25 protein-coding genes are annotated in these 24,873 nt (G+C 52.6%); 9 read left to right on the top strand and 16 right to left on the bottom strand.

Features of this window, described 5'->3' with window-relative positions:
* Window positions 1-4: 4 nt before the first annotated feature.
* The 9 genes from N7E69_RS09130 to yihU all read right to left on the bottom strand — a co-directional run bounded on the left by N7E69_RS09130 (window position 5) and on the right by yihU (window position 10,660).
* Complete coding sequence (locus N7E69_RS09130; protein ID WP_001042089.1) at window positions 5-853, bottom strand: STM4015 family protein; 849 nt, start codon at window positions 851-853, stop codon at window positions 5-7.
* A gap of 156 nt (window positions 854-1,009) precedes the next feature.
* Window positions 1,010-1,702, bottom strand: a complete 693-nt coding sequence (gene ompL / locus N7E69_RS09135) for a porin OmpL (RefSeq protein ID WP_000838828.1) — start codon at window positions 1,700-1,702, stop codon at window positions 1,010-1,012.
* A gap of 67 nt (window positions 1,703-1,769) precedes the next feature.
* A complete protein-coding gene (locus N7E69_RS09140; protein ID WP_000064899.1) occupies window positions 1,770-3,191 on the bottom strand; it encodes an MFS transporter in 1,422 nt (473 codons plus the stop codon).
* A gap of 45 nt (window positions 3,192-3,236) precedes the next feature.
* Entirely contained in the window at window positions 3,237-4,619 is a 1,383-nt protein-coding gene (locus tag N7E69_RS09145) for an MFS transporter (RefSeq protein ID WP_000084251.1), read from the bottom strand.
* A 45-nt stretch (window positions 4,620-4,664) separates the two neighbouring features.
* Complete coding sequence (locus N7E69_RS09150) at window positions 4,665-6,701, bottom strand: alpha-glucosidase (protein ID WP_001087038.1); 2,037 nt, start codon at window positions 6,699-6,701, stop codon at window positions 4,665-4,667.
* Between the two features lie 43 nt (window positions 6,702-6,744).
* A complete protein-coding gene (locus tag N7E69_RS09155; RefSeq protein WP_001675468.1) occupies window positions 6,745-7,602 on the bottom strand; it encodes an aldose-1-epimerase in 858 nt (285 codons plus the stop codon).
* Window positions 7,603-7,605: 3 nt separating this feature from the next.
* Window positions 7,606-8,847, bottom strand: a complete 1,242-nt coding sequence (gene yihS, locus N7E69_RS09160) for a sulfoquinovose isomerase (protein WP_000870945.1) — start codon at window positions 8,845-8,847, stop codon at window positions 7,606-7,608.
* Window positions 8,848-8,862: 15 nt separating this feature from the next.
* Complete coding sequence (yihT, locus tag N7E69_RS09165; protein WP_001067413.1) at window positions 8,863-9,741, bottom strand: sulfofructosephosphate aldolase; 879 nt, start codon at window positions 9,739-9,741, stop codon at window positions 8,863-8,865.
* 22 nt (window positions 9,742-9,763) lie between these two features.
* A complete protein-coding gene (gene yihU, locus N7E69_RS09170) occupies window positions 9,764-10,660 on the bottom strand; it encodes a sulfolactaldehyde 3-reductase (protein ID WP_000268248.1) in 897 nt (298 codons plus the stop codon).
* Window positions 10,661-10,824: 164 nt separating this feature from the next.
* On the opposite strand from yihU, the gene N7E69_RS09175 reads away from it, so the two are divergent.
* The 6 genes from N7E69_RS09175 (at window position 10,825) to fabY (ending at window position 15,634) form a co-directional block, all read left to right on the top strand.
* The gene (locus N7E69_RS09175) at window positions 10,825-11,721 is read left to right on the top strand and encodes a sugar kinase (protein ID WP_001575213.1); all 897 of its coding nucleotides are present in this window, start codon (window positions 10,825-10,827) and stop codon (window positions 11,719-11,721) included.
* 33 nt (window positions 11,722-11,754) lie between these two features.
* Complete coding sequence (locus N7E69_RS09180) at window positions 11,755-12,558, top strand: DeoR/GlpR family DNA-binding transcription regulator (protein ID WP_000059693.1); 804 nt, start codon at window positions 11,755-11,757, stop codon at window positions 12,556-12,558.
* A gap of 190 nt (window positions 12,559-12,748) precedes the next feature.
* Window positions 12,749-13,348 carry a glucose-1-phosphatase gene (gene yihX / locus N7E69_RS09185; protein ID WP_000965695.1) on the top strand — a complete coding sequence of 200 codons (600 nt, stop codon included), beginning with the start codon at window positions 12,749-12,751 and terminating at the stop codon, window positions 13,346-13,348.
* The gene (locus N7E69_RS09190; protein WP_000921423.1) at window positions 13,342-14,214 is read left to right on the top strand and encodes a virulence factor BrkB family protein; all 873 of its coding nucleotides are present in this window, start codon (window positions 13,342-13,344) and stop codon (window positions 14,212-14,214) included. The genes yihX and N7E69_RS09190 overlap by 7 nt, the downstream gene beginning before the upstream one ends.
* Window positions 14,211-14,648 (top strand): D-aminoacyl-tRNA deacylase, encoded by a 438-nt coding sequence (gene dtd / locus N7E69_RS09195; RefSeq protein WP_000560969.1) that lies wholly within the window; start codon window positions 14,211-14,213, stop codon window positions 14,646-14,648. Before N7E69_RS09190 ends, dtd begins: the two co-directional genes overlap by 4 nt.
* Before the next feature lie 44 nt (window positions 14,649-14,692).
* Window positions 14,693-15,634, top strand: a complete 942-nt coding sequence (gene fabY, locus N7E69_RS09200; RefSeq protein WP_001518251.1) for a fatty acid biosynthesis protein FabY — start codon at window positions 14,693-14,695, stop codon at window positions 15,632-15,634.
* 14 nt (window positions 15,635-15,648) lie between these two features.
* Here the strand turns inward: fabY and N7E69_RS09205 are convergent, their stop codons facing one another.
* The 3 genes from N7E69_RS09205 to N7E69_RS09215 form a co-directional block, all read right to left on the bottom strand.
* Window positions 15,649-16,095, bottom strand: a complete 447-nt coding sequence (locus N7E69_RS09205) for a type II toxin-antitoxin system HigA family antitoxin (RefSeq protein ID WP_001259012.1) — start codon at window positions 16,093-16,095, stop codon at window positions 15,649-15,651.
* Window positions 16,092-16,403 carry a type II toxin-antitoxin system HigB family toxin gene (locus N7E69_RS09210; protein ID WP_000558169.1) on the bottom strand — a complete coding sequence of 104 codons (312 nt, stop codon included), beginning with the start codon at window positions 16,401-16,403 and terminating at the stop codon, window positions 16,092-16,094. Before N7E69_RS09210 ends, N7E69_RS09205 begins: the two co-directional genes overlap by 4 nt.
* Before the next feature lie 85 nt (window positions 16,404-16,488).
* The gene (locus tag N7E69_RS09215; protein ID WP_001127708.1) at window positions 16,489-17,418 is read right to left on the bottom strand and encodes an alpha/beta hydrolase; all 930 of its coding nucleotides are present in this window, start codon (window positions 17,416-17,418) and stop codon (window positions 16,489-16,491) included.
* A gap of 217 nt (window positions 17,419-17,635) precedes the next feature.
* Between N7E69_RS09215 and N7E69_RS09220 the strand changes: the two genes are divergently transcribed.
* Together N7E69_RS09220 and N7E69_RS09225 are read left to right on the top strand one after the other, a co-directional pair.
* Window positions 17,636-17,947 carry a cytotoxic translational repressor of toxin-antitoxin stability system gene (locus N7E69_RS09220; RefSeq protein ID WP_001159635.1) on the top strand — a complete coding sequence of 104 codons (312 nt, stop codon included), beginning with the start codon at window positions 17,636-17,638 and terminating at the stop codon, window positions 17,945-17,947.
* Window positions 17,948-18,238, top strand: a complete 291-nt coding sequence (locus N7E69_RS09225; RefSeq protein ID WP_000362050.1) for a helix-turn-helix domain-containing protein — start codon at window positions 17,948-17,950, stop codon at window positions 18,236-18,238.
* Window positions 18,239-18,284: 46 nt separating this feature from the next.
* On the opposite strand, the gene fdhE is transcribed toward N7E69_RS09225, so the two are convergent.
* Genes fdhE through fdnG form a run of 4 tightly spaced genes read right to left on the bottom strand, consistent with a single transcriptional unit; the run spans window position 18,285 to window position 23,808 of the window.
* The gene (fdhE, locus tag N7E69_RS09230; protein WP_000027737.1) at window positions 18,285-19,214 is read right to left on the bottom strand and encodes a formate dehydrogenase accessory protein FdhE; all 930 of its coding nucleotides are present in this window, start codon (window positions 19,212-19,214) and stop codon (window positions 18,285-18,287) included.
* The gene (gene fdoI / locus N7E69_RS09235; protein ID WP_000829025.1) at window positions 19,211-19,846 is read right to left on the bottom strand and encodes a formate dehydrogenase cytochrome b556 subunit; all 636 of its coding nucleotides are present in this window, start codon (window positions 19,844-19,846) and stop codon (window positions 19,211-19,213) included. The genes fdhE and fdoI overlap by 4 nt, the downstream gene beginning before the upstream one ends.
* Window positions 19,843-20,745, bottom strand: a complete 903-nt coding sequence (fdxH, locus tag N7E69_RS09240; protein ID WP_000331367.1) for a formate dehydrogenase subunit beta — start codon at window positions 20,743-20,745, stop codon at window positions 19,843-19,845. Before fdxH ends, fdoI begins: the two co-directional genes overlap by 4 nt.
* Before the next feature lie 12 nt (window positions 20,746-20,757).
* Complete coding sequence (gene fdnG, locus N7E69_RS09245; protein ID WP_001575215.1) at window positions 20,758-23,808, bottom strand: formate dehydrogenase-N subunit alpha; 3,051 nt, start codon at window positions 23,806-23,808, stop codon at window positions 20,758-20,760.
* Window positions 23,809-24,002: 194 nt separating this feature from the next.
* Between fdnG and fdhD the strand changes: the two genes are divergently transcribed.
* Window positions 24,003-24,839 carry a formate dehydrogenase accessory sulfurtransferase FdhD gene (gene fdhD / locus N7E69_RS09250; protein ID WP_001059743.1) on the top strand — a complete coding sequence of 279 codons (837 nt, stop codon included), beginning with the start codon at window positions 24,003-24,005 and terminating at the stop codon, window positions 24,837-24,839.
* Window positions 24,840-24,873 lie beyond the last annotated feature (34 nt).

A 24,873-nucleotide genomic window follows, 5' to 3' on the forward strand; every position in this document is an offset into this window, starting at 1 on the left:
ACAATCACTCGGTGTACATCGCATTCATATAAATATCGCCATCGTAATCATCAGGCTCCAGAGCTTCTGAAAGATTCAGGTTTATCGGCAGTGTGGCTTTTAGCTTTTCCTGCATCTCCGGCGTCAAATAGTGGTGGTGGAGATCGAGTGTTTCCAGATGCGCAATTCGGTCTTTATGCTCCAGCAGCGCCTCTGCGCCGTTGTCCGTTAAGGTACCGCATGAGAGTTCCAGCACGTTAAGCTGCGGCAGGATATTACTTTCCAGCACCCGGCGGGCGATATCATCCTGCTCTTCGCTGTTCATCAACCCCAGATGGGTGAGCTGAGGGAAAAGGTCTTTCGATGCCAGTGCCATCACGTCATCCAGCGAACCGTCAAAACCGTATTCCTCTACGCCCAGGAAGAGCTTCAGCGTTTTTAATGCAGGGAGCTGCGCATTTTGTAGTTCGGCAAGTACGTTAGAAGGGATGCCGCCGGAAATGATTTCCAGGTGCTCCAGTTTCTCATGATGTATAGCGCCCAGTCGCAGATCCGACGCGCCTTTAATAATCAGTTCTTTCAGATTGGGTAACGCCGCATAGAGCCTGGAATAGTCACCTTGTTTAATCCAGGAGATCTCGCAGTCTTCGCTCTCCATATCACCGATAAACAGTGATTCCAGGTGAGTAAAGCGGGAGGCGTTCTCCACAATCATATCAATAATAGGCTGGCAGGTTTCGTCTTCCCAACAATCACCCCAGTTACCAATGGTCAGTGAGCGAAGCTTTGGCAGATCTTCATCGGTTAAAATCAAATTAATGAGCTGTTCCTGGGTTAATTCATTGTCCCAATCAATATTAAATCGCTTATTCATTTGTTTCCCTTCTCTATAAGCATGAATATGGTAAAACGCTTTGCGAATATTATCATGGCGCTTAGAGACGGGATATCGGGAGTCTGATTCAGGATGAATGAGCGGGCAGAACAACTACCCGCTGTGATGCAGATTCGAAAAATAGAGGCGATAATATCAGAAGAAATACTTCGCCCCGATACGAATCTGGTTTTGCTCTCTATGGTAGGGACCCACGTTACGATCTAACCAGCGTAATTCAAAGTAGGGCAACCAGTGTTCATTGATACGATAACGGAAGGTATTAGTGATTTCCCAATGATGCTTCGTACCATTACTACTATTAAAATCATTAACGTTATAAAAATAGTGTGGTTCAAAGGTATAAGAAAATTTATCGGTAATGATAAAATTCCAATAGTTACCGATTTCATAGCTGTCATTATTATCCAGTTCGCCATTCAAATCGGTTGAACTATAATTATTGTGATTATATCGGTTACGTACCGTAAGATTAAACCACGGGGTAAATTTATAGTTAACATCCAGATAGACGGCGCCGCCGGAACCAATGCTTTTGTCGTTTATTAACCCCCCAGGCTGGATGGTTAATTTATCTGTAGGTTTAAATAATGGATACCAGCCCTCAATCTCATTATAACCGTGCTTTAATTCATCATCACGCTGTAGCGTATAGGTATTGGTCAACATAATTCCGGCCCCCATATCGGAGTTATAGCCGACGCGCAGCATAAACTCCATTTGGTCAGACGCCAGGTTATAGGCCTCACGGTTTTCTACATAAGCGCCAGCAAAAACAGAGGTGGATATTACTGAAGTTAATATCACTAGAGTATTCAGAGATTTCATAATAAATCCATTTTTCAAATATAGGGAAGCCGCCATCCATCGGGATGGATAAAGCGGCAAGCGTCGTTTAATTATTTACAGTAGAAATACTTTGTTTATTATTAGTCGCGACAATTTGATTACCTGTTTTCTTTCGTTGGGCAATTTCCTCGATAATAAAAGCGAAACGTTGTTCATTGAGCTTATAAAAAAAGCCCATCGTTAGTGCTGCGATAATGGCAAGACCGCAAGGCCATAAAAAAATGAGCTGACGCAAACCAAGCAACGTGGTGTCACTTTGAGCTATGTTGGGGATATAACCGATTTGCGTCAGCATAATACCTGGCAAAAAGCCAGCAAGCGCAGCGGAAATTTTGCGGGAAAAGGTATAACCCGTATACACCGAGCCTTCAGCGCGAATACCCGTTTTCCATTCACCGTAGTCAACCGTATCCGGAACCAGTGCCCAGTTCAGGCTGTTGACGAAAGCGGTACCGAAGAAGGCGATACAAGAGAAAATAACAAACAGGAATGACGTTCCACCCCAGATAAAATTCAGGATATCGCCAACGGCCCACAATATCAGACTACCAAGATAAACCTGTTTTTTCCCGAAGCGTTTTACCGCAGCAGGTACTAATAAAACACCAATCAGGATACAGCCCATGCTGAAAAAACCCATCCATGACAACAAATGAATATCGTTCAGCACGTACTGAGTGTAATAAACCTGAATGGCCAGCTTGATATTAAAGGCGGCCAGCGTGCACAAATTGGCAACGCAGAGCACCAGCAGCGGCGGATTACGAAAAATCGCGCAGAAGGACTTCAATATGCTGGGTTTATGCGTGTCAGGTACGGTTTCGATATACCGTTCTTTCACCCCGCTAAAGCACCACCACATGCTGAACAGCCCGCAGACCGAAAAGATGACTGCTGCAATCAGATAACCCAGCGAAGGGGAACGGGTAAACAGCGCCTGAATGGGCATAAAACCTACGGTACAAAGAAGAAGGCCAATGGTAGCGCCGCCTTGTCGCCATGCGGCGAGCTGGGCCCGCTCATGCGGATTTTTGGTAATAGCGGGTACCATCGCGCCGTATGAGCAGTTCATCAGGCTGTAGAACAGACCGAACAACATAAACAGCACCGTCGCGAAGGCTGTTTTAACGGGTAAAGTAAAGTGAGTGGCAAAGAATTGCGCAGTAGCAACCAGAGCGACTGGAAATGACGCATACAGAATAAAAGGCCGAAACTTTCCTTTTGTGCCAATATTACGGCGTGAGTCCAGCAATACGCCGGTGAGCATATCGGTAAAAGCGGTGAAGAATTTCGCCACCAGAAAGATAATTCCACCGTAATATGCAGGCATCCCGAGTTCATCGGTATAAAACTTCAGTAGATACAGCGTACCGATACACAGCATCAGATTTGAGCCGAAATCGCCCACGCCATAGGCGCATTTTTCCCGCAGGCTCAACTTTAGCGTTAGCGGATCATGATTAGACATAATCGCCTCTCAAAACGCCCCGCAGGGCGTTATATTTTATTGTTGTTAAACCGTATGTTTCCGGGCCTCAATCTCTTCCACAATTCGCACGTACATCTTCTCGTTGAGGTTGTAGAAACAGCCCATCGCAATAATGGTGATGACCGCCAGCACGCAAGGATAAATAAAGATCAACTGGCGTAGGCCTTCGACGGTGCCTGCTGATTGCACCACATTCGGGATATAACCGATTTGCGTCAGCATCCAGCCGGGGAAGAACCCTGCCAGCGCCTGGGAGACCTTACGGAAGAACGTGAAGCCGGTGTAAACCGTCCCTTCCGAGCGGACGCCGGTGCGCCATTCACCGTACTCCACCGTGTCGGAAACCAGCGCCCAGTTCAGGCTGTTGACGAAGGCGGAACCGAAGAACGCCAGGCAGGAGAAGGCGACAAAACTGACCGAGCCGCCGCCAAAGAAGTAGTTGAGCAGATCGCCTGCCACCCATATTAACAGCCCGCCGATATAGACTTTCTTCTTGCCAAAACGCCTGACTGCGCCGGGCATCAAAAAGACGCCGATAAAAATACAGCCCATGCTAAAGAAGCCCATCCAGGAGAGGAGGATCGGGTCGTTAAGAACGTACTGGGTGTAATAAACCTGAATCGCCAGTTTGACGTTGAAGGCGCCGAGAGTACAAAGGTTGGCGATACACAGAATAAACAGCGGACGGTTACCGGCGATGGCGCGGAACGACTGCAATAATCCAGGCTTTTGCGCGCTATCGACAGGTTTCACTTCAACGTAGCGCTCTTTAACGCCGGCGTAGCACAGCCACATAAATAGCAGGCCAAACAATGAAAATAGCGTGGCGGCGAAAATATAGCTGAGTTGGGCATTGCCTTCGATCAGGTTCATGACCGGCACAAAGCCAACGGTACACAGCAGCAGGCCGAGAGTGGCGCCGCCCTGACGCCAGGCGGCAAGCGAGGCGCGTTCATCCGGGTTCTTGGTAATCGCGGGTACCATCGCGCCATACGAGCAGTTCATCATGCTGAAAACCAGCCCGTACAGCATAAACAGCATCGTTGCGACGACGGTTTTTCCCGTCACCTCAAACGGTGTGCCGACAAAGTTAGCAATCGCCAGTAGCGTTACCGGAAATGCCGCGTAAAGCACGAACGGGCGGAATTTGCCCTTCGGACCAATTTTACGCCGCGAGTCGAGCATAATGCCGGTACCCATATCGGTAAATGCGGTAAAAAATTTGGCGATCAGGAAAATGATCCCGCCGTAAGTCCCTGGTAAACCCAGCACATCGGTATAAAATTTGAGTAAATAGAGGGTTCCGATATCTAACAGGATATTAGAACCTAAATCCCCCAGTCCATAGGCAAGTTTTTCTTTAAACGGCAAGCGTAGGGTTGCCGGATTCGATGATGTTTGACTCATTATTCTTCTCCATCTGCCCGCAGGTTTCCCTGCGGGCGAGCCGTATTAGATATTCCGTAAAGAAGCAAAAAGTGAAGCCCACTCGCTCTTCGCGCGATAGAAGACCGGCGGCTTGCCAATGGGCGCATCCACGGTAATTTCACCGCCGTGGTGAGCTTCGCCGGTCCAGATATTCACCCAGTGATCTTCCGGCAGGTACAGCGTCCAGTCGCAACGCCCCTGCTCGTGAACCGGCGCGACCAGCAGATCCTGACCGAGCAGATATTGATATTTCAGGGTGTAGGTTGCGGCATCGTTCTCGTAATGCAGGAATAGCGGACGCATGACCGGCAGACCGGTAGCCGCGTTTTGCGCCACCGCCTGCTTGAGATACGGTTTCAGCGTGGTAAAGACGGTGGTCATGCGGGCAAAGTGGGCAATAGTTTCCGCGTCGCCGTCGAACTGCCAGTTATCGCCGGGGCGGTTGCCTTCATGGGTGCGCATCATCGGCGTAAAGGCGCTGAAATCGCACCAGCGCAGCAGCAACTCTTTGCTGCGTTTCATGTCAAACAGGGTGGTGTAGCCGCCGATATCGCTGTGATGCAGACCATGGCCGGTCATTGCCAGCGACAATGCCGCAGGCACGACAGAGGCCAGACCATCATCAAGGCTCCAGTCAACGTTCTGGTCACCTGCCCACATCATGGTGGAATATTTCTGACTGCCGGTGTAACCCGCACGCATAAAGAACAGGATCTCGCCGAGCTTGCCGGTCTCCTGTAGCGCTTCGTAGTTACATTTCGCCCACAGCGCAGGCCAGGCGTTATGCATGATCTCGGCGCTGACGCCGTTGTGCAGATACGTGTCGGTCGGCAGATATTCGCCGAAATCCGCCATCCAGCCGCTGCAGCCGAGCGCGATCATGTTCTTTTTGATGACGTCTTTGAACCAGTCGTAAGCTTCAGGATTGGTCAGATCGACCACGCCGCCATAGAATTCGCCAAACTCGACCAGATAGTCGCCGCCCGTGGCGTCTTTCGCCAGATAGCCGTGTTTCGCCGCCTCGGCGCAGAGGTCTTTATCACTGGCGACGTATGGGTTGATATAAGAGAGGAACTGGACGCCTTCTTCTTTCCACTGTTTGATACGGCTATCCAGCTGTGGATAGTTGTCGCTATTCCACTTCCAGTTCCACATCACGCGCTTGCCAAAGGAGGTCATGCGGATACCGGACCAGTCCTGCGCCCAAATACCGTTCACTTTTACGCCTGCGTTGCGCATGGTATCCAGTTTTTGCTGGCAAACTTCCGTACCGCCCTGAATGCCTAGCGTGACGCCGTCATAAACCCAGTCCGGCAGCTCCGGCTGGCGGCCTAACAGCGCAGTCAGTTTTTCCAGCAGGGCGATGTAGGTGTCGGCACACTCAAAACGCAGCGTAGTTTTATCTTCCCACAGCGCCAGTTCGTGATACTCCGGCGCGCTGAAGTCGAAATTCATATAGCAGCTATTATCGACGTGGCAGTAATACTTCTGCGTGCTGACAAAGGTTGGCTGGGGGAAGAAGGTCCAGTAATAGTCGCCGCCGGCGTTCTCTTTACAGTCTGCCTGCCAGGTGACATAGCTGGTTTTATTACGGCCAACGCCCTGTTCGCTGGTCCACAGCGGGAACGGCTTGCCGCGCAAATCGAAATAAGAGAACTGTTCGCCGCAGCCGTAGATATGGTCGTCTGGATTAGCTGCGAGGCGTAACCAGATACGGTTATGGTGCAGGTCGTCGTTTTGCAGATCCAGCTGCAGGCGTCCCGCCTCATCGGTGGAGATGCGAAGGGTGGCGCTAATTGTTGCGCCACGGCTGAATTGTACCAGCCAGCCGTCAGGTAGCTCGCTGACGGCGGCCTCCGTTAATGCAATCTTTTCGTTAAGTTTGTCTTTGATGCTAAAGTTGCCGCGAAACATGTCAATGTCGGCAACGCCCGCGCCAATCCACAGACAGGGATTTTCGGTGCTGTGACGTAAAATCAGGCGCTGTTGCCAGCTAAGCGCAAAACCATCCTGTGATGTTGTCAGTTCAAAATCGGTTGACCGTTGTGGTAGAGAATTCATTGTAATCTCCGTGAATGTAGGGTAATTCGGTAATCCATTTGGGCTAGTCGCAGCCGATGGAAAAATGCAGTTGATGGATCGCTTTTGGGGCAAGATGAATCAGTGCGATCCCGGAATTAAATGCATCGGGCGGGCAGCTCATAGGCTCTACCGCGAGACCTTTTCGGCTGAGTTTTTCGCCGGTATAGATCTGCAACCAGGGCTGGGTGCTGCGTAAAAATGTGGACATGTTCTGCGTTGGGCTGGTAAGTCTGACCTCCCACTCAGCCGGGGTAGTCGCGGTCTTAACCGCATGATCAAGGCGCGTTTCGCCGAGCAGGCATGATGCGGAAAAATCTCTGCCTGCGGGCAATTCTTCGCTTGCCGGCAGTGTTAATACACAGCTATCGATGCTTTGCAGGTTACAAGTCAAATAAGGATGTGCGCCCGCGCCATAAGGGGCTGATTCATCGCCAATGTTTTGCGTACGAATCAATACGTGCAGCCCACTGGCGGCATCTAACCGATAAATCACTTCCGATATCAACGCAAAGGGATAGCCGTAAGAGGGCGGCAGAAAAATCGTTAGCGACGCTTCCGTCGCCGACTGATAATTAATCTGCCAGTCTCGCCAGGCTAACAGACCGTGAATGGCGGTCTGCGAAACCGGGTCGTTAACGGCAAGCTGGAAAACTTTGCCGTTATAGGAGTAGCAGCCATTTGTCACGCGATTTGGCCAGGGAATCAATACCTTCCCCAGATGCGCCATGGGTATTTCTTCCGGTTTATGCGGGATGACCACATGACGTCCATGATGAGTCAGTTCCGCCAGACCTGCGCCAACCGTGACGATTTTCGCCTGGTAATGGCCCGCATTAAGCTGAATAGTTTTTCCACCGCTATGCATGGCTGCCATCCTCATGACCTATTTCGCGTTGATATCCAGGAGACCCGCCGCGACCGCCGGAGCCAGGCCCGGCGCCAGTGGCAGACGAGGAATGACCAGACAGTGCAGCAGATGGTAAATATCTTGCTTGCCGTCCCACACTTTGGTGGTCACTTTGTTATCGGCGTCCAGCTCTTGCCACCAAGAACCATTTTCATAGTCCATCAGGTACTTAATGCAGTAGTCCCACCATTTCTGATACCACTCTTCATACTGGCTATCGCCCGTCAGGGTGTGGAGGGCGTAGGCCGTACCCATCGCTTCCACAATCGGCCAGCGCACGCGTTCACGTACGATAGGTTTACCGTCCCAGTCGACTGAGTAGACAAAACCGTCTGCGCCATCTGGCGCCCAGGCGTCGCGGATAGTGGCATGGAACAGACCTTTCGCGTCTTCCAGCAGCCAGGCGGGTGGCGTTTCGAAGCGGGCCTCCAGCGCAGCATGGAGATGGAGCATCAGACGGCCCCACTCAATCCAGTGACCTGGCGTACCGCCGTAGGCGCGGAAACGGTGGGCAGGATTATCTTTGTTGTAGTCGCGGATAGGGTTCCACTGTGAATCGAAGTGCTCATTGACGCGGTAATCACCGTTGCGCGCCACATCATGAATAATTACCGACGCGATACGCAGCGCGCGATCCAGCCATTTTTTGTCATGGGTAACGTCATAAACAATCAGGAACGCTTCGACGGCGTGCATATTGGCGTTACCGCCACGGTAATCTTCCGTCTGGCTGAAGGCTTCGTCCCAGGACTCCAGGCACATCTGCTCTTCTTCACTCCAGAAGTATTTCTCAATCACTTCTATGGTGTAATCCAGCAATTTCCTGGCTTCAGGATGCCCGGTCGTGACGGCGCTGGCCGCGCCCAGCAAGGCGAAGAAGTGTTGATAACCCTGTTTAGAGGCATCCACCACGCCCTGATCGTTAACGCAGGCATACCAGCCGCCGTATTTTTTATCGCGCAGCGCGCCGTTCATGGCTTTGATGCCGTGATCGACCAGATCATAAGCGCCCGGTCGGCCCATCGACGCCGCCACGGAATAAACGTGCAGCATACGCGCCGTGATCCAAAGATGGGTGCCCATCTCTTCTTTGATTTGCCCTTTATTTCCCAGCCAGCCGAAGCCTGTCGGCACCACGGCGTTTTTACCGAAATTAAAGATGCGGTCGGTTTCCTGCTCCAGCCAGCGGTTGTGGCTCAACGTGTTAAACCATTTCATTCTTTCATCCTCGTATTAACGACGTTTCGCCATCATTTCATCGACGATCTCGCCCAGACGTTGCAATTTAGGCGCGGAAACATCACGTAGCATCAGCTCGGTATCCGGTAGACCAATCACTGATGACCAGACCGCGCGTCCCGCCAGGAACCCGGATGCGCCAGCTTCCATGGCGACCCTGACTGCGCGAGGGAACAGTTTTTCGTCCACACCGGAAGAGAGGATGACCCACGGCATATTGATATGCCCATTCAGGCGTTGTGAGGCGGTAAGAAGATCGGAACGCGCGCCTTTGCCGTAGAGCGGCATTTCAACTTTGTAAAGATCGGCGCCGCTGTCGCCCAGCTCTTTGGCCGCATCGATAATCGCCTGCTCGCGATCGAACTTGTCGCCGCAGCGCGGCGGACGTACAACCGGTTCGATAATGCTCAGCAAACCATTGGAGTGACATAATTCATTGAATTCTTTGACCATATCCAGACGCTGCTGCGCGTCTTCGTCGCTGCGCCACAGCACCAACAGTTTTAAGGCTTTCGCGCCATCCCGTTTTACCGCCTGCGCATTAATTTTTTTATCAATGACCACGTTATCAACGGGAATACCGTTGCCCGGGATGAAATCATCCGCCGCGACGATCATGGCGCAGCTTTTAGCGACCGCGTTTTGTTCTACGGCCTGGCGATAACAGAACTGCTGATCCAGCAGAACGGCAGAGGCATACGGGGAAAGAATTTTCGCCGCATTCACTTTGAAATCCGTCAGCACGCTATCGGCAACGGGTGTTTTCGCACCAGCAGCAGCAAACATTAAACGCATCGCCTCGCGCTGATCGACAGCCAGCATGGCAAACCCGCCGGACGCTCGCGTAATGTCTTTGATGGTGTAGTTGTTCATTCAATTTTCCTTTATACAGTCGTTACTTTTTTACGTTGGCGGTCAGCCCGGCGCTGATGCGCACCTGTTCCAGGATGGCGCTCCAGTCTTCCCGACCGCGGCCTGCGGCCCGCGCCAGGTTATAAACTTCACGGGAGGCGGCGCCGAGCGGCATCGGGACGTGCAGTTGATTGGCGACATCCAACGCGATGCCAAGATCTTTGTGCGCCAGATCGATCATGAAGGCGGGAGACAGATCCCCTTTCATCACTTTATTCGGCCAGGTGGTGGTGAAATGCCCTTTGCCTGCGGCAGTGCCGCTCATCACTTTTAAAGCCACGTCGAAGGAAAGCCCCAGCGCTTCACACAGCACGGCGGCTTCGGCGGAGAGCGCATTTAGCGCAATACTCATGTAGTTGTTGATCAGTTTTACGCGAATACCCATTCCCGGGCCGCCGGTGTTGACCAGCTCATTACCCATCGCCATCAGAACAGGGGTAGCACGCTCTACTTGCTCCGCCGTACCGCCTGCCAGCAGCAACAATGTGCCGGTAATCGCGTTGTCGGATGTCCGGCCTACCGGCACATCCATCATGCTGAACCCTTTGCTCTGCATGTCGGCAATCAGCTTATCGGTTTGCAACGGATGAATAGTGGACATATCAATGACCAGCGCTTCACGGGAAAGAGTTTCACAAACGCCTTGCTCGCCAAACAAAACGGAACGAACCAGATCGCCGTTCGGGAGCATGGTGATAACAAATTCAGCGCCGATGGTTGCCTGAGCCGGGCTGCTTGCAGGTTGCGCGCCTTTGTCTACCAGACGCTGTACGGCGTCGGGATTAACATCGAAGACGCTGAGTTGATGGCCCTGCTTTAGCAGATTGCTCGCCATAGGGGAGCCCATCTGTCCCAACCCGATAAATGCTATAACTGCCATATCGTTCTCCTGAACACGGTGGTGTCATTTTTTGTCATTAATGAGCCTTTTTCTGTCTGTTTGTGATCGTATTTGTAATTTATAGTCAAAAAATTGACAGCCGTCACTTTTTAAACATTTCGTGAAATTAAAATGAGCACATCGAAAATGCTTGAGGAATGACCATGGTTCGTATTGCTTGTGTAGGTATTACCGTGATGGATCGCATCTATTACGTGGAAGGATTACCGACAGAAGGGGGTAAATATGTGGCGAAGCGCTATACGGAAGTGGGCGGCGGGCCTGCGGCGACCGCTGCCGTGGCTGCGGCGAAATTGGGCGCACAGGTGGACTTTATTGGCCGTGTGGGCGATGACGACACCGGAAACAGCCTGCTGGCGGAACTGGAATCCCTGGGGGTAAATACCCGTTATACCCGCCGCTACACGCAGGCCATGTCGTCGCAGTCAGCGATTATGGTGGATGCCAAAGGAGAGCGGATTATCGTTAATTATCCCAGCCCGGATTTATTACCTGACGCCGACTGGCTTAACGACATCGATTTTTCGCAGTGGGATGTGGTGTTGGCGGATGTGCGCTGGCATGACGGCGCAAAACAGGCGTTTACGCTGGCGCGTCAGGCTGGCGTCATGACTGTTCTTGATGGCGATATTACGCCGCAGGATATTAGCGAGCTGGTGGCGTTAAGCGACCACGCCGCCTTCTCCGAGCCAGGGCTGGCACGCCTGACGGGGATGAGCGAAGCCATTGATGCGCTAAAAAAAGCACAAATGCTCACAAATGGATATGTCTATGTCACGCGAGGCAGCGAAGGCTGCAACTGGTTGGAAAAAGCGGCGGTACGCCACCAACCGGGTTTTACCGTGGAGGTGGTGGATACTACTGGCGCGGGCGATGTTTTTCATGGCGCACTGGCATTTGGCCTGGCAAGCGGATACGCCATCGAAGAGGCTGTCAGATTCGCCAGCGGCGTTGCCGCGCTGAAGTGTACGCGCCCGGGTGGCCGGGCGGGTATCCCTGATTGTGAGCAAACCCGATCTTTCTTGTCACTTTTTGTATAATATGAGCAGTAGGAAGCTTTTAGAGGAATGCTCATGAGTCTTACCGAACTGACCGGTAATCCGCGACACGATCGGCTGTTAATGCTAATTGATGAACGCGGCTATATGAATATCGATGAGTTAGCCAGTTTGTTGGAGGTCTCTACCCAGACGGTTCGCCGCGATATTCGTAAATTAAGCGAGCAGGGGCTGATTACGCGTCATCACGGCGGCGCTGGCAGAGCGTCCAGTGTGGTCAATACCGCCTTTGAGCAGCGAGAGGTCTCCTGGACGCAAGAGAAAAAAGCCATTGCGGAAGCCGTGGCTGACTATATTCCGGATGGCTCCACGATATTTATCACGATTGGAACGACGGTTGAGCAGGTGGCGCGCGCGCTGCTCAACCATAATCATCTGCGCATTATCACCAATAGCCTGCGCGTCGCGCACATTCTTTATAATAACCCTCGCTTTGAAGTGATGGTGCCTGGCGGCACGCTGCGCCCGCATAATAGCGGCATTATCGGGCCATCCGCGGCGGCGTTTGTGGCGGGGTTCCGGGCGGACTATCTCGTCACCAGCGTAGGCGCGATAGAGAGCGATGGCGCGTTACTGGAGTTTGATGTCAACGAAGCCAGCGTAGTGAAAACCATGATGGCCCACTCGCGACATATTCTGCTGGCCGCCGATCATACGAAATACCATGCTTCTGCGGCGGTTGAGATCGGCAATGTGTCACAGATTACCGCTCTGTTTACGGACGAGTATCCCGGTCCGGCATTACAGAATTTACTTCAATCCCAGCAAATCGAAGTGGTTCAGGTGAGTCCTTCGCTGGACGACGCCGTTTCAGCGTGACAAGCGCCCTTGCGCCGGATGGTCGCGTCAGCGCTTTATCCAGCCAATAAAACGGCGCTGTGATGCAGGCGATATTGAACATCGTCTGCGTTTCTATTGTCTTTTTGTTAATTGATTTATAAAGGGATACATAGTCAAATTTCTCCTTTCCCGCTACAGTTATTCATCCCCGGTTAGCAAGGAGAATGACATGCTCTACATCTTTGATTTAGGTAATGTGATTGTCGACATCGACTTTAACCGCGTATTAGGTGTGTGGAGCGACCTGAGTCGAGTACCGCTGGCTTCGCTGAAGCAAAAATTTACGATGGGCGAGACTTTTCACCAACATGAACGCGGTGAGATAACGGACGAAGCGTTTGCTGAAGCTTTCTGTCATGAAATGGCGTTATCGCTCAGTTATGAACAATTTGCGCACGGCTGGCAGGCGGTATTTGTCGGATTACGGCCCGAAGTGATTGCTATCATGCATAAACTGCGCGAGCAGGGGCATCGCGTGGTGGTGCTATCCAATACTAACCGACTGCATACCCACTTCTGGCCGGAAGAATATCCGGAGGTGCGCGCTGCCGCCGACCATATTTATTTATCCCAGGATTTGGGAATGCGTAAGCCGGAAGCGCGTATTTATCAGCACGTCCTGCAGAAAGAAGGTTTTTCTGCTGCCGATGCGGTCTTTTTCGACGACAATGCCGATAATATAGAAGGGGCCAACCAGTTGGGGATCACCAGCATTCTGGTGAAGGATAAAGCCACCATCCCTGACTATTTCGCGAAGCTGTTATGCTAAAAACCGTTCACCAAAAAGCTGGACGCCATACACGCCCTGTTCGGGCCTGGCTCAAGCTATTATGGCAGCGTATCGATGAGGATAATATGACGACTCTGGCGGGAAACCTCGCCTATGTCTCATTACTCTCCTTAGTACCGCTTATTGCCGTCGTTTTTGCCCTTTTCGCTGCTTTTCCGATGTTTTCTGATGTCAGCATTCAGTTACGCCATTTTATTTTTGCTAACTTTATGCCAGCCACCGGAGACGTGATTCAGCGCTATATTGAGCAGTTTGTCGCTAACTCCAACAAAATGACGGCGGTGGGCGCCTGTGGACTGATTGTGACGGCATTGCTGTTGATGTACGCCATTGATAGCGCCCTAAACACTATCTGGCGCAGCAAACGCACACGGCCAAAAGTGTACTCTTTTGCGGTGTACTGGATGATCCTCACGCTCGGCCCGCTTCTCGCCGGCGCCAGCCTGGCAATCAGCTCCTACCTGCTTTCTTTACGCTGGGCCAGCGATCTGAATACGGTCATCGACAATGTATTGCGCATCCTTCCGCTGCTGCTCTCGTGGATCTCATTCTGGTTACTTTACAGTATTGTCCCAACAACTCGCGTACCGAACCGTGACGCCCTTGTCGGCGCGTTTGTCGCAGCGTTGCTGTTCGAGGCCGGAAAGAAGGGTTTCGCGCTTTATATCACCATGTTCCCGTCATATCAGCTCATTTATGGCGTACTGGCAGTGATCCCTATCCTGTTTGTCTGGGTATACTGGACCTGGTGTATAGTGTTGCTTGGCGCAGAAATAACTGTCACTCTCGGGGAATACCGAAAACTCAAACAAGCCGCAGAACAAGAAGAAGCTGACCAACCATGATTGCATTAATTCAACGCGTAACCCGTGCCAGCGTCACCGTGGAGGACGAGGTGACGGGTGAAATCGGCCCAGGACTTTTGGTGTTATTGGGTGTCGAAAAAGAAGATGACGAACAAAAAGCGAATCGTCTGTGCGAACGCGTGCTGGGATACCGTATCTTCAGCGATGCTGACGGCAAGATGAATCTGAATGTACAACAGGCTGGCGGCAGCGTGCTGGTGGTGTCGCAGTTTACGCTGGCGGCAGATACCGAGCGCGGTATGCGACCAAGCTTTTCCGGCGGGGCTGCGCCGGATCGCGCGCAGGCGCTTTATGAATATTTTGTCGAACGCTGCCGCCAGCAGGCGATAAACACGCAAACCGGACGCTTCGCTGCCGATATGCAGGTTGAGCTGGTTAATGACGGTCCCGTGACATTCTGGCTCCAGGTATGAGTCAGCTTCCGGCGTGGCCGCGGATAACAAGAGAGAGTACGGCTATGTATCACCTTCGAGTTCCGCAAACAGAAGAAGAATTAGAACGTTACTACCAGTTTCGCTGGGAGATGCTGCGTAAACCGCTGCACCAGCCGAAAGGGTCGGAACGGGATGGCTGGGATGCGTTGGCGCACCATCAAATGGTGGTGGACGAAGAAGGAAATTTAGTAGCAGTGGGCCGCCTGTATATCAATGCAGATAACGAGGCGTCTATCCGTTTTATGGCTGTACATCCCTCGGTACAGGATAAAGGGCTGGGGACATTAATGGCGATGACCCTGGAGTCTGTCGCCCGACAGGAAGGCGTTAAGCGCGTCACCTGCAGCGCGCGCGAAGATGCGGTTGAGTTCTTTGCCAAACTCGGGTTTGTCAATCAGGGGGAGATTACTACGCCCACAACCACGCCAATCCGCCATTTTCTGATGATTAAACCGGTAGCATCGCTGGATGATATCCTGCATCGCGGCGACTGGTGCGGGCAGCTTCAGCAGGCCTGGTATGAGCACATTCCATTGAGTGAAAAGATGGGGGTGCGCATTCAGCAGTACACCGGGCAAAAATTTATCACCACGATGCCGGAAACCGGTAATCAAAATCCGCATCACACGGTGTTTGCCGGCAGCCTGTTCTCCCTGGCGACGCTGACCGGATGGGGACTTATCTGGCTGATGCTCCGTGAACGCCACCTGGGCGGGACGATTATTCTTGCTGACGCCCATATTCGCTACAGTAAACCCATTAGCGGAAAGCCAAACGCCGTGGCTGATTTGGGGTCGCTAAGCGGTGATTTGGACAGGCTGGCGCGGGGTAAAAAAGCGCGTGTCCAGTTGCAGGTTGAACTGTTGGGCGGCGAGACCGCCGGAGCAATTTTCGAAGGCATTTATATCGTACTACCTGCGAAACCGTTCGGCCCGTATGAAGAGGGCGGGAATGAGGAGGAGTAGCTGGACATCTCCAACTACTCGATGAAGGCATCCGCTGGTAGTTTAAAGCGTTGTGTAAGCGCTTTGATATGATTAACCGTTAGTGCTCTGCGGCCATTTAAGATGTTGCTGACGTTCGATTTAGAACCAAGTTCGTTGGCAAGATCTGCTGCTTTGAGACCGTATTGATCCATGAGCGTTCGCAATACTGAAACGCCAGGGGGTGTTTTCTCCAGGTGTTGGTTGAGTGATTTGAATTCCGGCGCATGTTTTTCGTATTCACTGATTCGGGCACAGAGCAATTCAAATAGTGGGTTTTCAAGATCGTCGTGGTCGACCAGAAACTCCACTAGCGCTAGTGCCCTGCGATACTCATTGTCATTTCGGTCTTCCCCCATCAGTGGGACGGTTTTTACCGCATCGCTGAAGGTATCAACGATCTTTTTTGCGCTGGTTGCATCCATCTGACGATGAGTTCTCATTCTTTATTACCCCGATAGTATGCGGTCAGTTTGTCATATTCGGCATGGGAAACGATATGTTTCACAAATATCTTATGTAACCTGAAATCTATGTAGGAAATGAGTCTCAGGCTGTTACCAGAAACATCAATCACCCACCATTTATCTCTGTGCTTAAAATTATCCAGTGAAGGAATATACCGCTTCATCTCTTCAGGCTGAGTGAATGTTTTTTTCTCCAGAACATTCAGCAACTCAGTGAGATCAAGCTCATGGTTTGGATACATGAGCATCGCTTCATTGAACGGTTTTCGGCTGATAACATGCACAATGTAGTTCCATTACAAAGTTTTCAACCTGAAAACAATTTAGCGCAACGTTATCCAGTTTTCAAGTTGAAAACAAAATTGAATTTTAGGTCATTTTGCCTGTTGATGGGCTTACAACACGCCAGGCCACATCTCGCATGGCGCTTCGTGCCGCCTGGCTCACGCCTCCGAGCTGGAAAAAGCCATGGATGACACCGAGATAGCGCTGGCAAGTACATTCCACACCCTGTTCCTGGAACCGTTGATACAGGGCCTCGCCCTCATCGCGCAGTGGGTCGAATTCGGCAGTAATGATGTGCGTGGATGGCAGTCCGGCGAAGTCCTCACGCCAGAGCGGACTGGCTTCAGGATGCAGTGGATCGGTTCGCGGCATATACATCTCGTAGCCTGAAAGCAGCGTGTCACGCGTGATAATGTAATCCAGCCCATTACAGGTGTAGCTCGCAAACCTGGCGGTTGCGTCCAGCATGGGGTAGATCAGAATCAGCTGTGCAGGTTGCCATTGACGGGCGGCTTTCAGGCGTAGCGCGGTGACCAGCGCCAGATGCCCACCCGCGCTGTCACCGGCAAGCGTAATGTTCTCGCGATCTATCCCCAGTTTCTGGGCATATTTCCAGATAGTATTAGCTCCGGTTTCGGCATCGTTATGTGCGGCCGGGAAGGTGTGCTCTGGTGCAAGTCGGTACTGTGCCGCAATCACGCGACAACGGCTGTAAAAAGCTAACTGCCTTAACTGGTTATCGTGAGTGGCAAAACCGCCGCTGACAAAGCAGCCACCATGATAATAAATGATGCAGGGTAATTTCCCTGTGGCATTGAGCGGCGAAACCACGCGAAACGTCATGGCATTGAGTTTAATATCTTCAACCTGGACTCGGGTTTCAGTTTCTCCTGCCAGTGTCGTGCTGGCGATGTAGCCCGCCCTCCGGTCATCAATATTCTGTTCGCGAGAAGAGGGGCGTCCCGCGGCGATAAACCCAGCGACCAGTTCGGCAATTCCTTTTTCCAGTGGCATATAACGCTCCTTTGACTGTATGTATGTACAGTTTATAACCTGGTTCGTTGGGGATGGAAAGTGGTGAAACGAGGGGATGATGATTCTGGATAGAGGTTCGCAAAAAATGGAATGCGGTTGGCGCTGGGTTTTTAATTTTTGTACTGTGAAATGATGATGCTATACGCCATTGACGTATAGATTATTTTCACTACTATAAGCCAATGGCGTATGGAATATGCAATTTATAGAAACGGAACTCTTTACTGAAGATGTTAAAAAACTGCTCGATGAGGATGAATACCATAAGCTTCAGGTTTTTATGGCTCAGCATCCAGATTGTGGTGATGTCATTCAGGAAACGGGCGGCCTGAGAAAAATGCGCTGGGGAGCGCGAGGCAAAGGAAAGCGTAGTGGCGTGCGAATTATCTATTTTCACCGTAGTCAACGGTATGAGATTCGCTTGCTTCTGATTTATCAAAAAGGCATTAAAGATGATCTCACGCCGCAGGAAAAAGCGGTGCTTCGTATGCTGAATGAGAGGTGGTAGATGGATAAAGTGTTATTTGAGCGATTAACTCAAAGTATGTCTCAAATGAATGAAATCATTGAAGGGACCCGTGAGCCTTCTCGTACCTTTCATATTGATGCAATGAAGATTAAAGAAATACGGCAGGCATCTGGGTTGTCGCAATCTAAGTTTGCAGAACTGATTTCGGTCAACGTGGATACGCTGCGCAACTGGGAGCAAGGAAGACGTTCACCGACAGGGCCAGCCAAAGCGTTACTTCGCGCCATTGCCAACGACCCGAGAAACGTTATACAAGCATTGCGTTATTGAGCAATGATCCGGCTAACGTAGATTGCTAGCCGGTATACCAGAGAACTTATTCCCCTTCCCCCGGGAACAGGAACGGGTTGATGGAACTGCGGGCGAACCCTTCCTGCTCCATGCGCGCGTCCAGCACCAGCGAGGCGAGGTCGTCGGCCACGGCTTCCACTTTCGGGTCTTTTTCCTGATAGAGAATCTTCAGGTAAGTCCCGCAATCGCCGCAGCTTTCGGCTTTCACCGCAGCCTGCTCATTTTCCAGCGACCAGTAGTGTAAGTCGCGGCTCTGTTCGCAGTTACTGCATTTTACGCGCACGACATGCCATTCGGTTTCGCACAGGTTACAGTGCAGATAACGCAGCCCCTGCGTGGTGCCGATCTGCACCATGCTGGAGACCGGCATCGAACCGCACACCGGGCAATACTGGCGCGCTTCACCGTATTCCGCGCGGGCTTTGCCTGGAATCAAGCTGGCCATTTGCGCCCAGTAAAGGGAGAGCGCGGCCCAGATAAGCGGGGCTTTATCGCTGCTGACGGAGGCAAAATCCGAGGCAAACAGCGCGCTGGCCATCTGCTCCAGCTCCTGCTCGGAGGCTTTCTCCAGGTTTTCGATAACCGCCAGCGCCGGGCCGCTCATTTCCGGCTTCAGTTCAGCAATCATCGAGTGCAGCAGCGTATGCCAGTGCTTGTCGCGCGGCAGAACGTGAATATCCAGCGGCGGTTTGCCCTGATCGTTCGCGTCTTTAATGCGCGCGGTGAGGTCCATCCGCAGCGGATGATCGTACAGCACCACTTCCTGCGCGTGCGCGATAAGCGCGGCAAAGCGCAGGTAATCGCCCAGCGGGTTATTTTCAGCCAGCTCGCGCAGACGTTCGGCGCGGCGGTTGTAGACGTTTTTGAGTCGGGGGAACAATAACGGCGGAATCATATCCGCCGTACGTTTCTCGCTCGACCCCAGCTCATCTTGCGGGATTATGCGAATACTCATTCAGTTTCTTTTTCCGTTGTCTTGCGGACTTCTCGGTACCAGCGTGGGTGATGTTTCTTCGCCCACGACCGGGTTACCCAGCCTTCCACCATCGCGGTAATGGTGCCTTTCACCCAAAGGGCGGCGTAGATATGCACCATGATAACCACAATTAACGCTACTGCGGCAAAAGAATGCAACATTAACGCGAATCGGATCACCGGGATTGAGAAAGCAGGCGCAAAGTACGGACGCCAGATAATTACCCCGCTCACCAGCAGCAGCACTAGGAAGATAATCGCCGCCCAGAATACGCATTTCTGGCCGAAGTTATAACGCCCGGTGTCACCCACTTCCTCGTTGACGACGATCTTACGAATATTCTTCGCCCAAAAGATATCATCCCGATTGATTAGATTGTGGTGCCAATAACGGAAAAACATGATGATGAACGAGGCAAACATAACCACGCCCACAAACGGGTGCAGAATTCGCGCCAGTTGTGGGGTGCCCAGGATATGCATCAACCAGTTGAAGGATGGGAATAAAAAGCCCAGCCCGCTCACCGCCGCCAGCACGAAGCAGAAGGCGACGATCCAGTGGTTGATGCGTTCCGGCGCCGTATAGCGCACGATGGTGTCACGTCGTTTCATTTGCGCACCTCGTCTTTCTCTTCATGCAGGTTGTCATCTTCCTCTTCCGCACGGTTCGGGCCGACGCCGACATAGTGGAAGACGCTGGCGGCAAAGGTCGCGGCAAAACCGAACGCGGCGAGCGGTTTCCAGACGCCTTTCCAGAACTTAACGGTTTCGCTGATTTCCGGGTTCTCCGGCAGACCGTGATACAGATTCGGCTTGTCGGCATGATGCAGCACGTACATGACATGCGTACCGCCTACGCCCGCCGGATCGTACAGACCCGCGTTGTCATAACCACGGGTTTTTAGTTCCGCCACCCGCTCGCCCGCCAGCGTTTTCATATCCTCTTTCGAGCCAAAATGAATGGCGCCGGTTGGACAGGTCTTCACGCAGGCCGGTTCCTGGCCGACCACCAAACGGTCAACGCACAGCGTACATTTATAGACGCGGTTGTCTTCCGGGTTGAGGCGCGGCACGTTGAACGGGCAGCCAGCGATACAGTAGCCGCAGCCGATACACTGCTCGGACTGGAAGTCGACAATACCGTTAGCGTACTGAATGATCGCCCCTTCCGCCGGACAGGCCTTCAGGCAGCCAGGATCGGCGCAGTGCATACAGCCATCCTTACGGAGCAGCCACTCCAGTTTGTCGTTCTGTTCCACTTCCGAGAAGCGCATCACCGTCCAGGATTTCGCAGTTAAGTCCGCCGGGTTGTCATACACCCCGACGTTATTGCCCACTTCATCACGGATGTCGTTCCACTCGGAGCACGCCACCTGACACGCTTTACAGCCGATACAGGTGGTGACGTCGATGAGTTTCGCCACCTCTTCCTGGTGGTCCCGCGCCTGGGGCGCGGGGGTGAAACCGTTAGTGGCGGAACGACGAATGATGTCTTGCGATTGATAAGCCATAGGTCGTCTCCGTTACACCTTTTCCACGTTCACAAGGAAGGATTTAAACTCCGGCGTTTGCGTGTTCGCATCGCCGACGAAAGGCGTTAACGTATTGGCGATAAAGCCTTTTTTTGCCACGCCTTCGTAGCCCCAGTGAATAGGAATACCGATGGTATCGATATCCTTGCCGTCCGCTTTCAGCGTGCGAATACGCTTGGTCACCACTGCTTTGGCTTTGATATAGCCGCGGTTCGAGGAGACCTTCACGGTATCGCCATGCGCGATGCCGAGCTTATTCGCCAGCTTCTCGCCAATTTCCACAAACTGTTCCGGCTGGGCGATAGCGTTAAGCAACGCGTGCTTGGTCCAGTAGTGGAAGTGCTCGGTCAGACGGTAAGTGGTTCCGACATACGGGAACTTATCCGCTTTACCCAGCGCGTCGGCATCGTCTTTAAAGATACGGGCGGCAGGGTTAGAGATAACGTTCGGGTGCAGCGGGTTAGTGCCCAGCGGCGTTTCAAACGGCTCGTAGTGTTCCGGGAACGGCCCTTCCGCCATCTTATCGATAGCAAACAGGCGACCCATCCCTTCCGGCTGCATGATAAACGGTCCGACGTCACTGCCGGGCGCGGCGGCGCTGTAGTCCGGAATATCCCATCCGGCCCATTTGCCGCCTTCCCATTTCAGTAGCTGACGTTTCGGGTCCCAGGGATTACCCTGCGGATCGGCGGAGGCGCGGTTATAGAGGATGCGGCGGTTAAGCGGCCATGCCCATGCCCAGCCCAGCGTGTTGCCGAGACCAGACGGGTCGGCATTATCACGACGCGCCATCATGTTGCCTTCCGGCGTCCAGCTACCGGCGAAAATCCAGCAGCCGCTGGACGTCGTACCGTCATCGCGCAGTTGCGCGAACGAACTGAGCTGTTGACCTTTCTTCACCACCACCGCGCCGGTTGCCGGGTCGATAAGATCGGCCAGCGCTTTACCGTTACTTTCCATCGCCACTTCTTCAGAGGCGGGTTCGTATGGTTTGGTGTAGTTCCAGGTCATATTCAGCACCTGTTCCGGGTTGGCGCCGCCCTGTTCAGAGTACATCTTACGCAGGCGTAAGAAGATACCGGCGAGGATTTCGCCGTCGGTCATGGCAATTCCCGGGGCGTCCGCGCCCTTCCAGTGCCACTGTAACCAGCGACCGGAGTTAACGATGGAACCATTTTCCTCGGCAAAACAGGTGGAAGGCAGACGGAACACTTCGGTCTGGATTTTTGCGGGATCAACGTCGTTCGACTCACCGTGGTTTTGCCAGAAGGTGGACGTTTCGGTGTTGAGCGGATCGATAGTCACCAGGTACTTCAGTTTGGAAAGCGACGCGACCACTTTGTTTTTGTTCGGGAATGAGGCCACCGGGTTAAAGCCCTGGCAGATATAGCCGTTGACCTTGCCCTGTTTCATCATCTCGAAGTACTGCAGTACATCGTACCCTTTGTCCCACTTCGGTAGCCAGTCAAAGCCCCAGCTATTTTCCGCTGTCGCTTTATCACCAAAGAAGGCCTTCATCATCGAGACGAAGAATTTCGGATAGTTGCCCCAGTAGTTGACCTGATCCTTCAACAATGGCTTCGGCGTATTGGCAGCCAGATAGGTTTGCAGGTCGGTCTGTTTTTCGCTCGGCAGCGTCAGGTAGCCCGGCAGACTTTGCGACAGCAGTCCTAAGTCGGTCAGTCCCTGAATATTGGAGTGACCGCGCAGGGCGTTAACGCCGCCGCCGGCCATCCCCATGTTACCGAGCAGAAGCTGGATCATTGCCATAGTACGGATGTTCTGCGCGCCGATGGAATGCTGCGTCCAGCCCAGCGCGTACAGGAACGACGCGGTTTTATCTTTTGCGCTGGTTTCTGCAATGTACTCGCACACTTTCAGGAAGTCCGCTTTCGGCGTACCGCAGATATTTTCTACCACGTCCGGCGTATAGCGCGAGACATGCTGTTTCAACAGATTCCAGACACAGCGCGGGTGTTGCAGTGTCATATCGCGTTTGGCAAAACCGTTTTCGTCCAGCTCATAGTGCCAACTGGTTTTATCGTACTGCCGCTTGTCTGCGTCATAGCCGGTGAACAGACCATCATCGAAGCCAAAATCTTCACGCACGATCAGGCTGGCATTGGTATAGGCCTCGGTGTATTCGCGGTTGTATTTTTCGTTGGTCAGCAGATACAGCATCACGCCTGACAAGAAGGCAATGTCAGTACCAGAGCGTATTGGCGCATAGAAATCGGCCACCGACGCGGTACGCGTGAAGCGCGGATCGATCACAATCAGCTTCGCGCCGTTGTGAATTTTGGCTTCCATCGCCCAGCGGAACCCGACCGGGTGAGCTTCTGCGGCGTTACCGCCCATCACCACGACGAGGTTGGCGTTCTTGATGTCGACCCAGTGGTTGGTCATCGCACCGCGACCAAATGTTGGAGCAAGACTTGCTACCGTTGGTCCGTGTCAGACACGCGCCTGGTTGTCGACCGCGAGCATACCCAGCGCGCGGGAGAATTTTTGCGTTAAATAACCCGTCTCGTTACTGGATGCGGAAGCGCACAGCATCCCGGTGGTGAGCCAGCGGTTAACGGTAACGCCTTCGGCGTTCTGCGCCTGATAGTTGGCGTCGCGATCTTCCTTCATCAGTTTAGCGATGCGGTCAAACGCTTCTTCCCAACTGATCTGTTGCCACTTATCTGAACCCGGCGCGCGGTATTGCGGGAATTTCAGGCGGCTTTCAGAGTGGATAAAGTCCACCAGACCGGCCCCTTTCGGGCACAGCGCGCCACGGCTTACCGGATGATCCGGGTCCCCTTCGATATGGAAAATAGATGCTTTGGCGTTTTTCGCACCGTCGCCGAGGCTGTACATCAACAGCCCGCAGCCAACGGAACAGTAGGTGCAGGTGTTACGGGTTTCGCGGGTGCGCAGCAGTTTATATTGCCGTGTTTCCGCTAGCGCTACGCCGGGCGCGAAGCCCAGTGCCGCCGCCGTGGTGCCTGCCATACCGCCAGCGCAGATCTTAAAGAACTGCCTTCTGCTGACCTGCATGGTTTGCTCCTTGTTTCGACATTGTCACTTCTCTTTCACATTTCTCTATCTGAAACGCTCAGGGAGTGGTTGTTATTTTTCTTTGCGGACGGGCCCGCAAAGGTTCAGAATTGGATAAATTTTCCTCCATCCGGGAGGAGTTGTAACAGAATACCATAATGTTGGTGTGTGTGTTCTTATATGGTTAAAAGAAAGTGAACAATATACTGTCTGAAGAAGTCCTAAATGTGACTGATTTCACAACCTCACGCCAGTTGACTCTCTGGAAACGCGAGGATTTGCAGTCCCCCCAACTTGATGATGTTGCCGAGGAAGTGCCTGTGGCACTGGTGTATAACGGCATTTCGCATGTTGTTATGATGGCCTCTCCGAAAGATCTGACGCATTTCGCAATGGGGTTTTCTCTGTCGGAAGGGATCATTGACAGCCCGCGTGAAATCTATGGCATGGACGTTGTACCGTCCTGTAACGGACTTGAAGTGCAGATTGATCTTTCCAGCCGTCGATTTATGGGGCTGAAAGCGCGTCGTCGCGCGCTGGCCGGACGCACCGGTTGCGGCGTGTGTGGCGTGGAACAGCTCAATGACATCGGTAAGCCGGTGCAACCGCTGCCGTTTAGCCAAACGTTTAATCTCGGTAACCTTGATCGCGCGTTAAAACATCTGAATGATTTTCAACCGACGGGTAAGCTGACGGGTTGTACGCACGCTGCGGCGTGGGTCATGCCGTCGGGTGAACTGGCGGGGGGCCATGAAGATGTCGGACGCCACGTTGCGCTGGATAAACTGCTCGGCCGCCGCGCTACGGAAGGTGAGGAATGGCGGCAAGGCGCGGCGCTGGTTTCCAGTCGTGCGAGTTACGAAATGGTGCAGAAGTCGGCGATGTGCGGTGTGGAAATTTTGTTTGCGGTTTCTGCTGCTACCACGCTCGCGGTTGACGTCGCTGAACGGTGTAATCTTACGCTGGTGGGGTTCTGTAAGCCGGGTCGGGCGACGATTTATACCCATCCGCAGCGGTTAATCGCAGACTAAAATAGTACCCTCTACATTTGCGTAAAATATATAT

Source organism: Salmonella sp. 3C, assembly GCF_025426275.1.
Classification (GTDB): domain Bacteria; phylum Pseudomonadota; class Gammaproteobacteria; order Enterobacterales; family Enterobacteriaceae; genus Salmonella; species Salmonella enterica.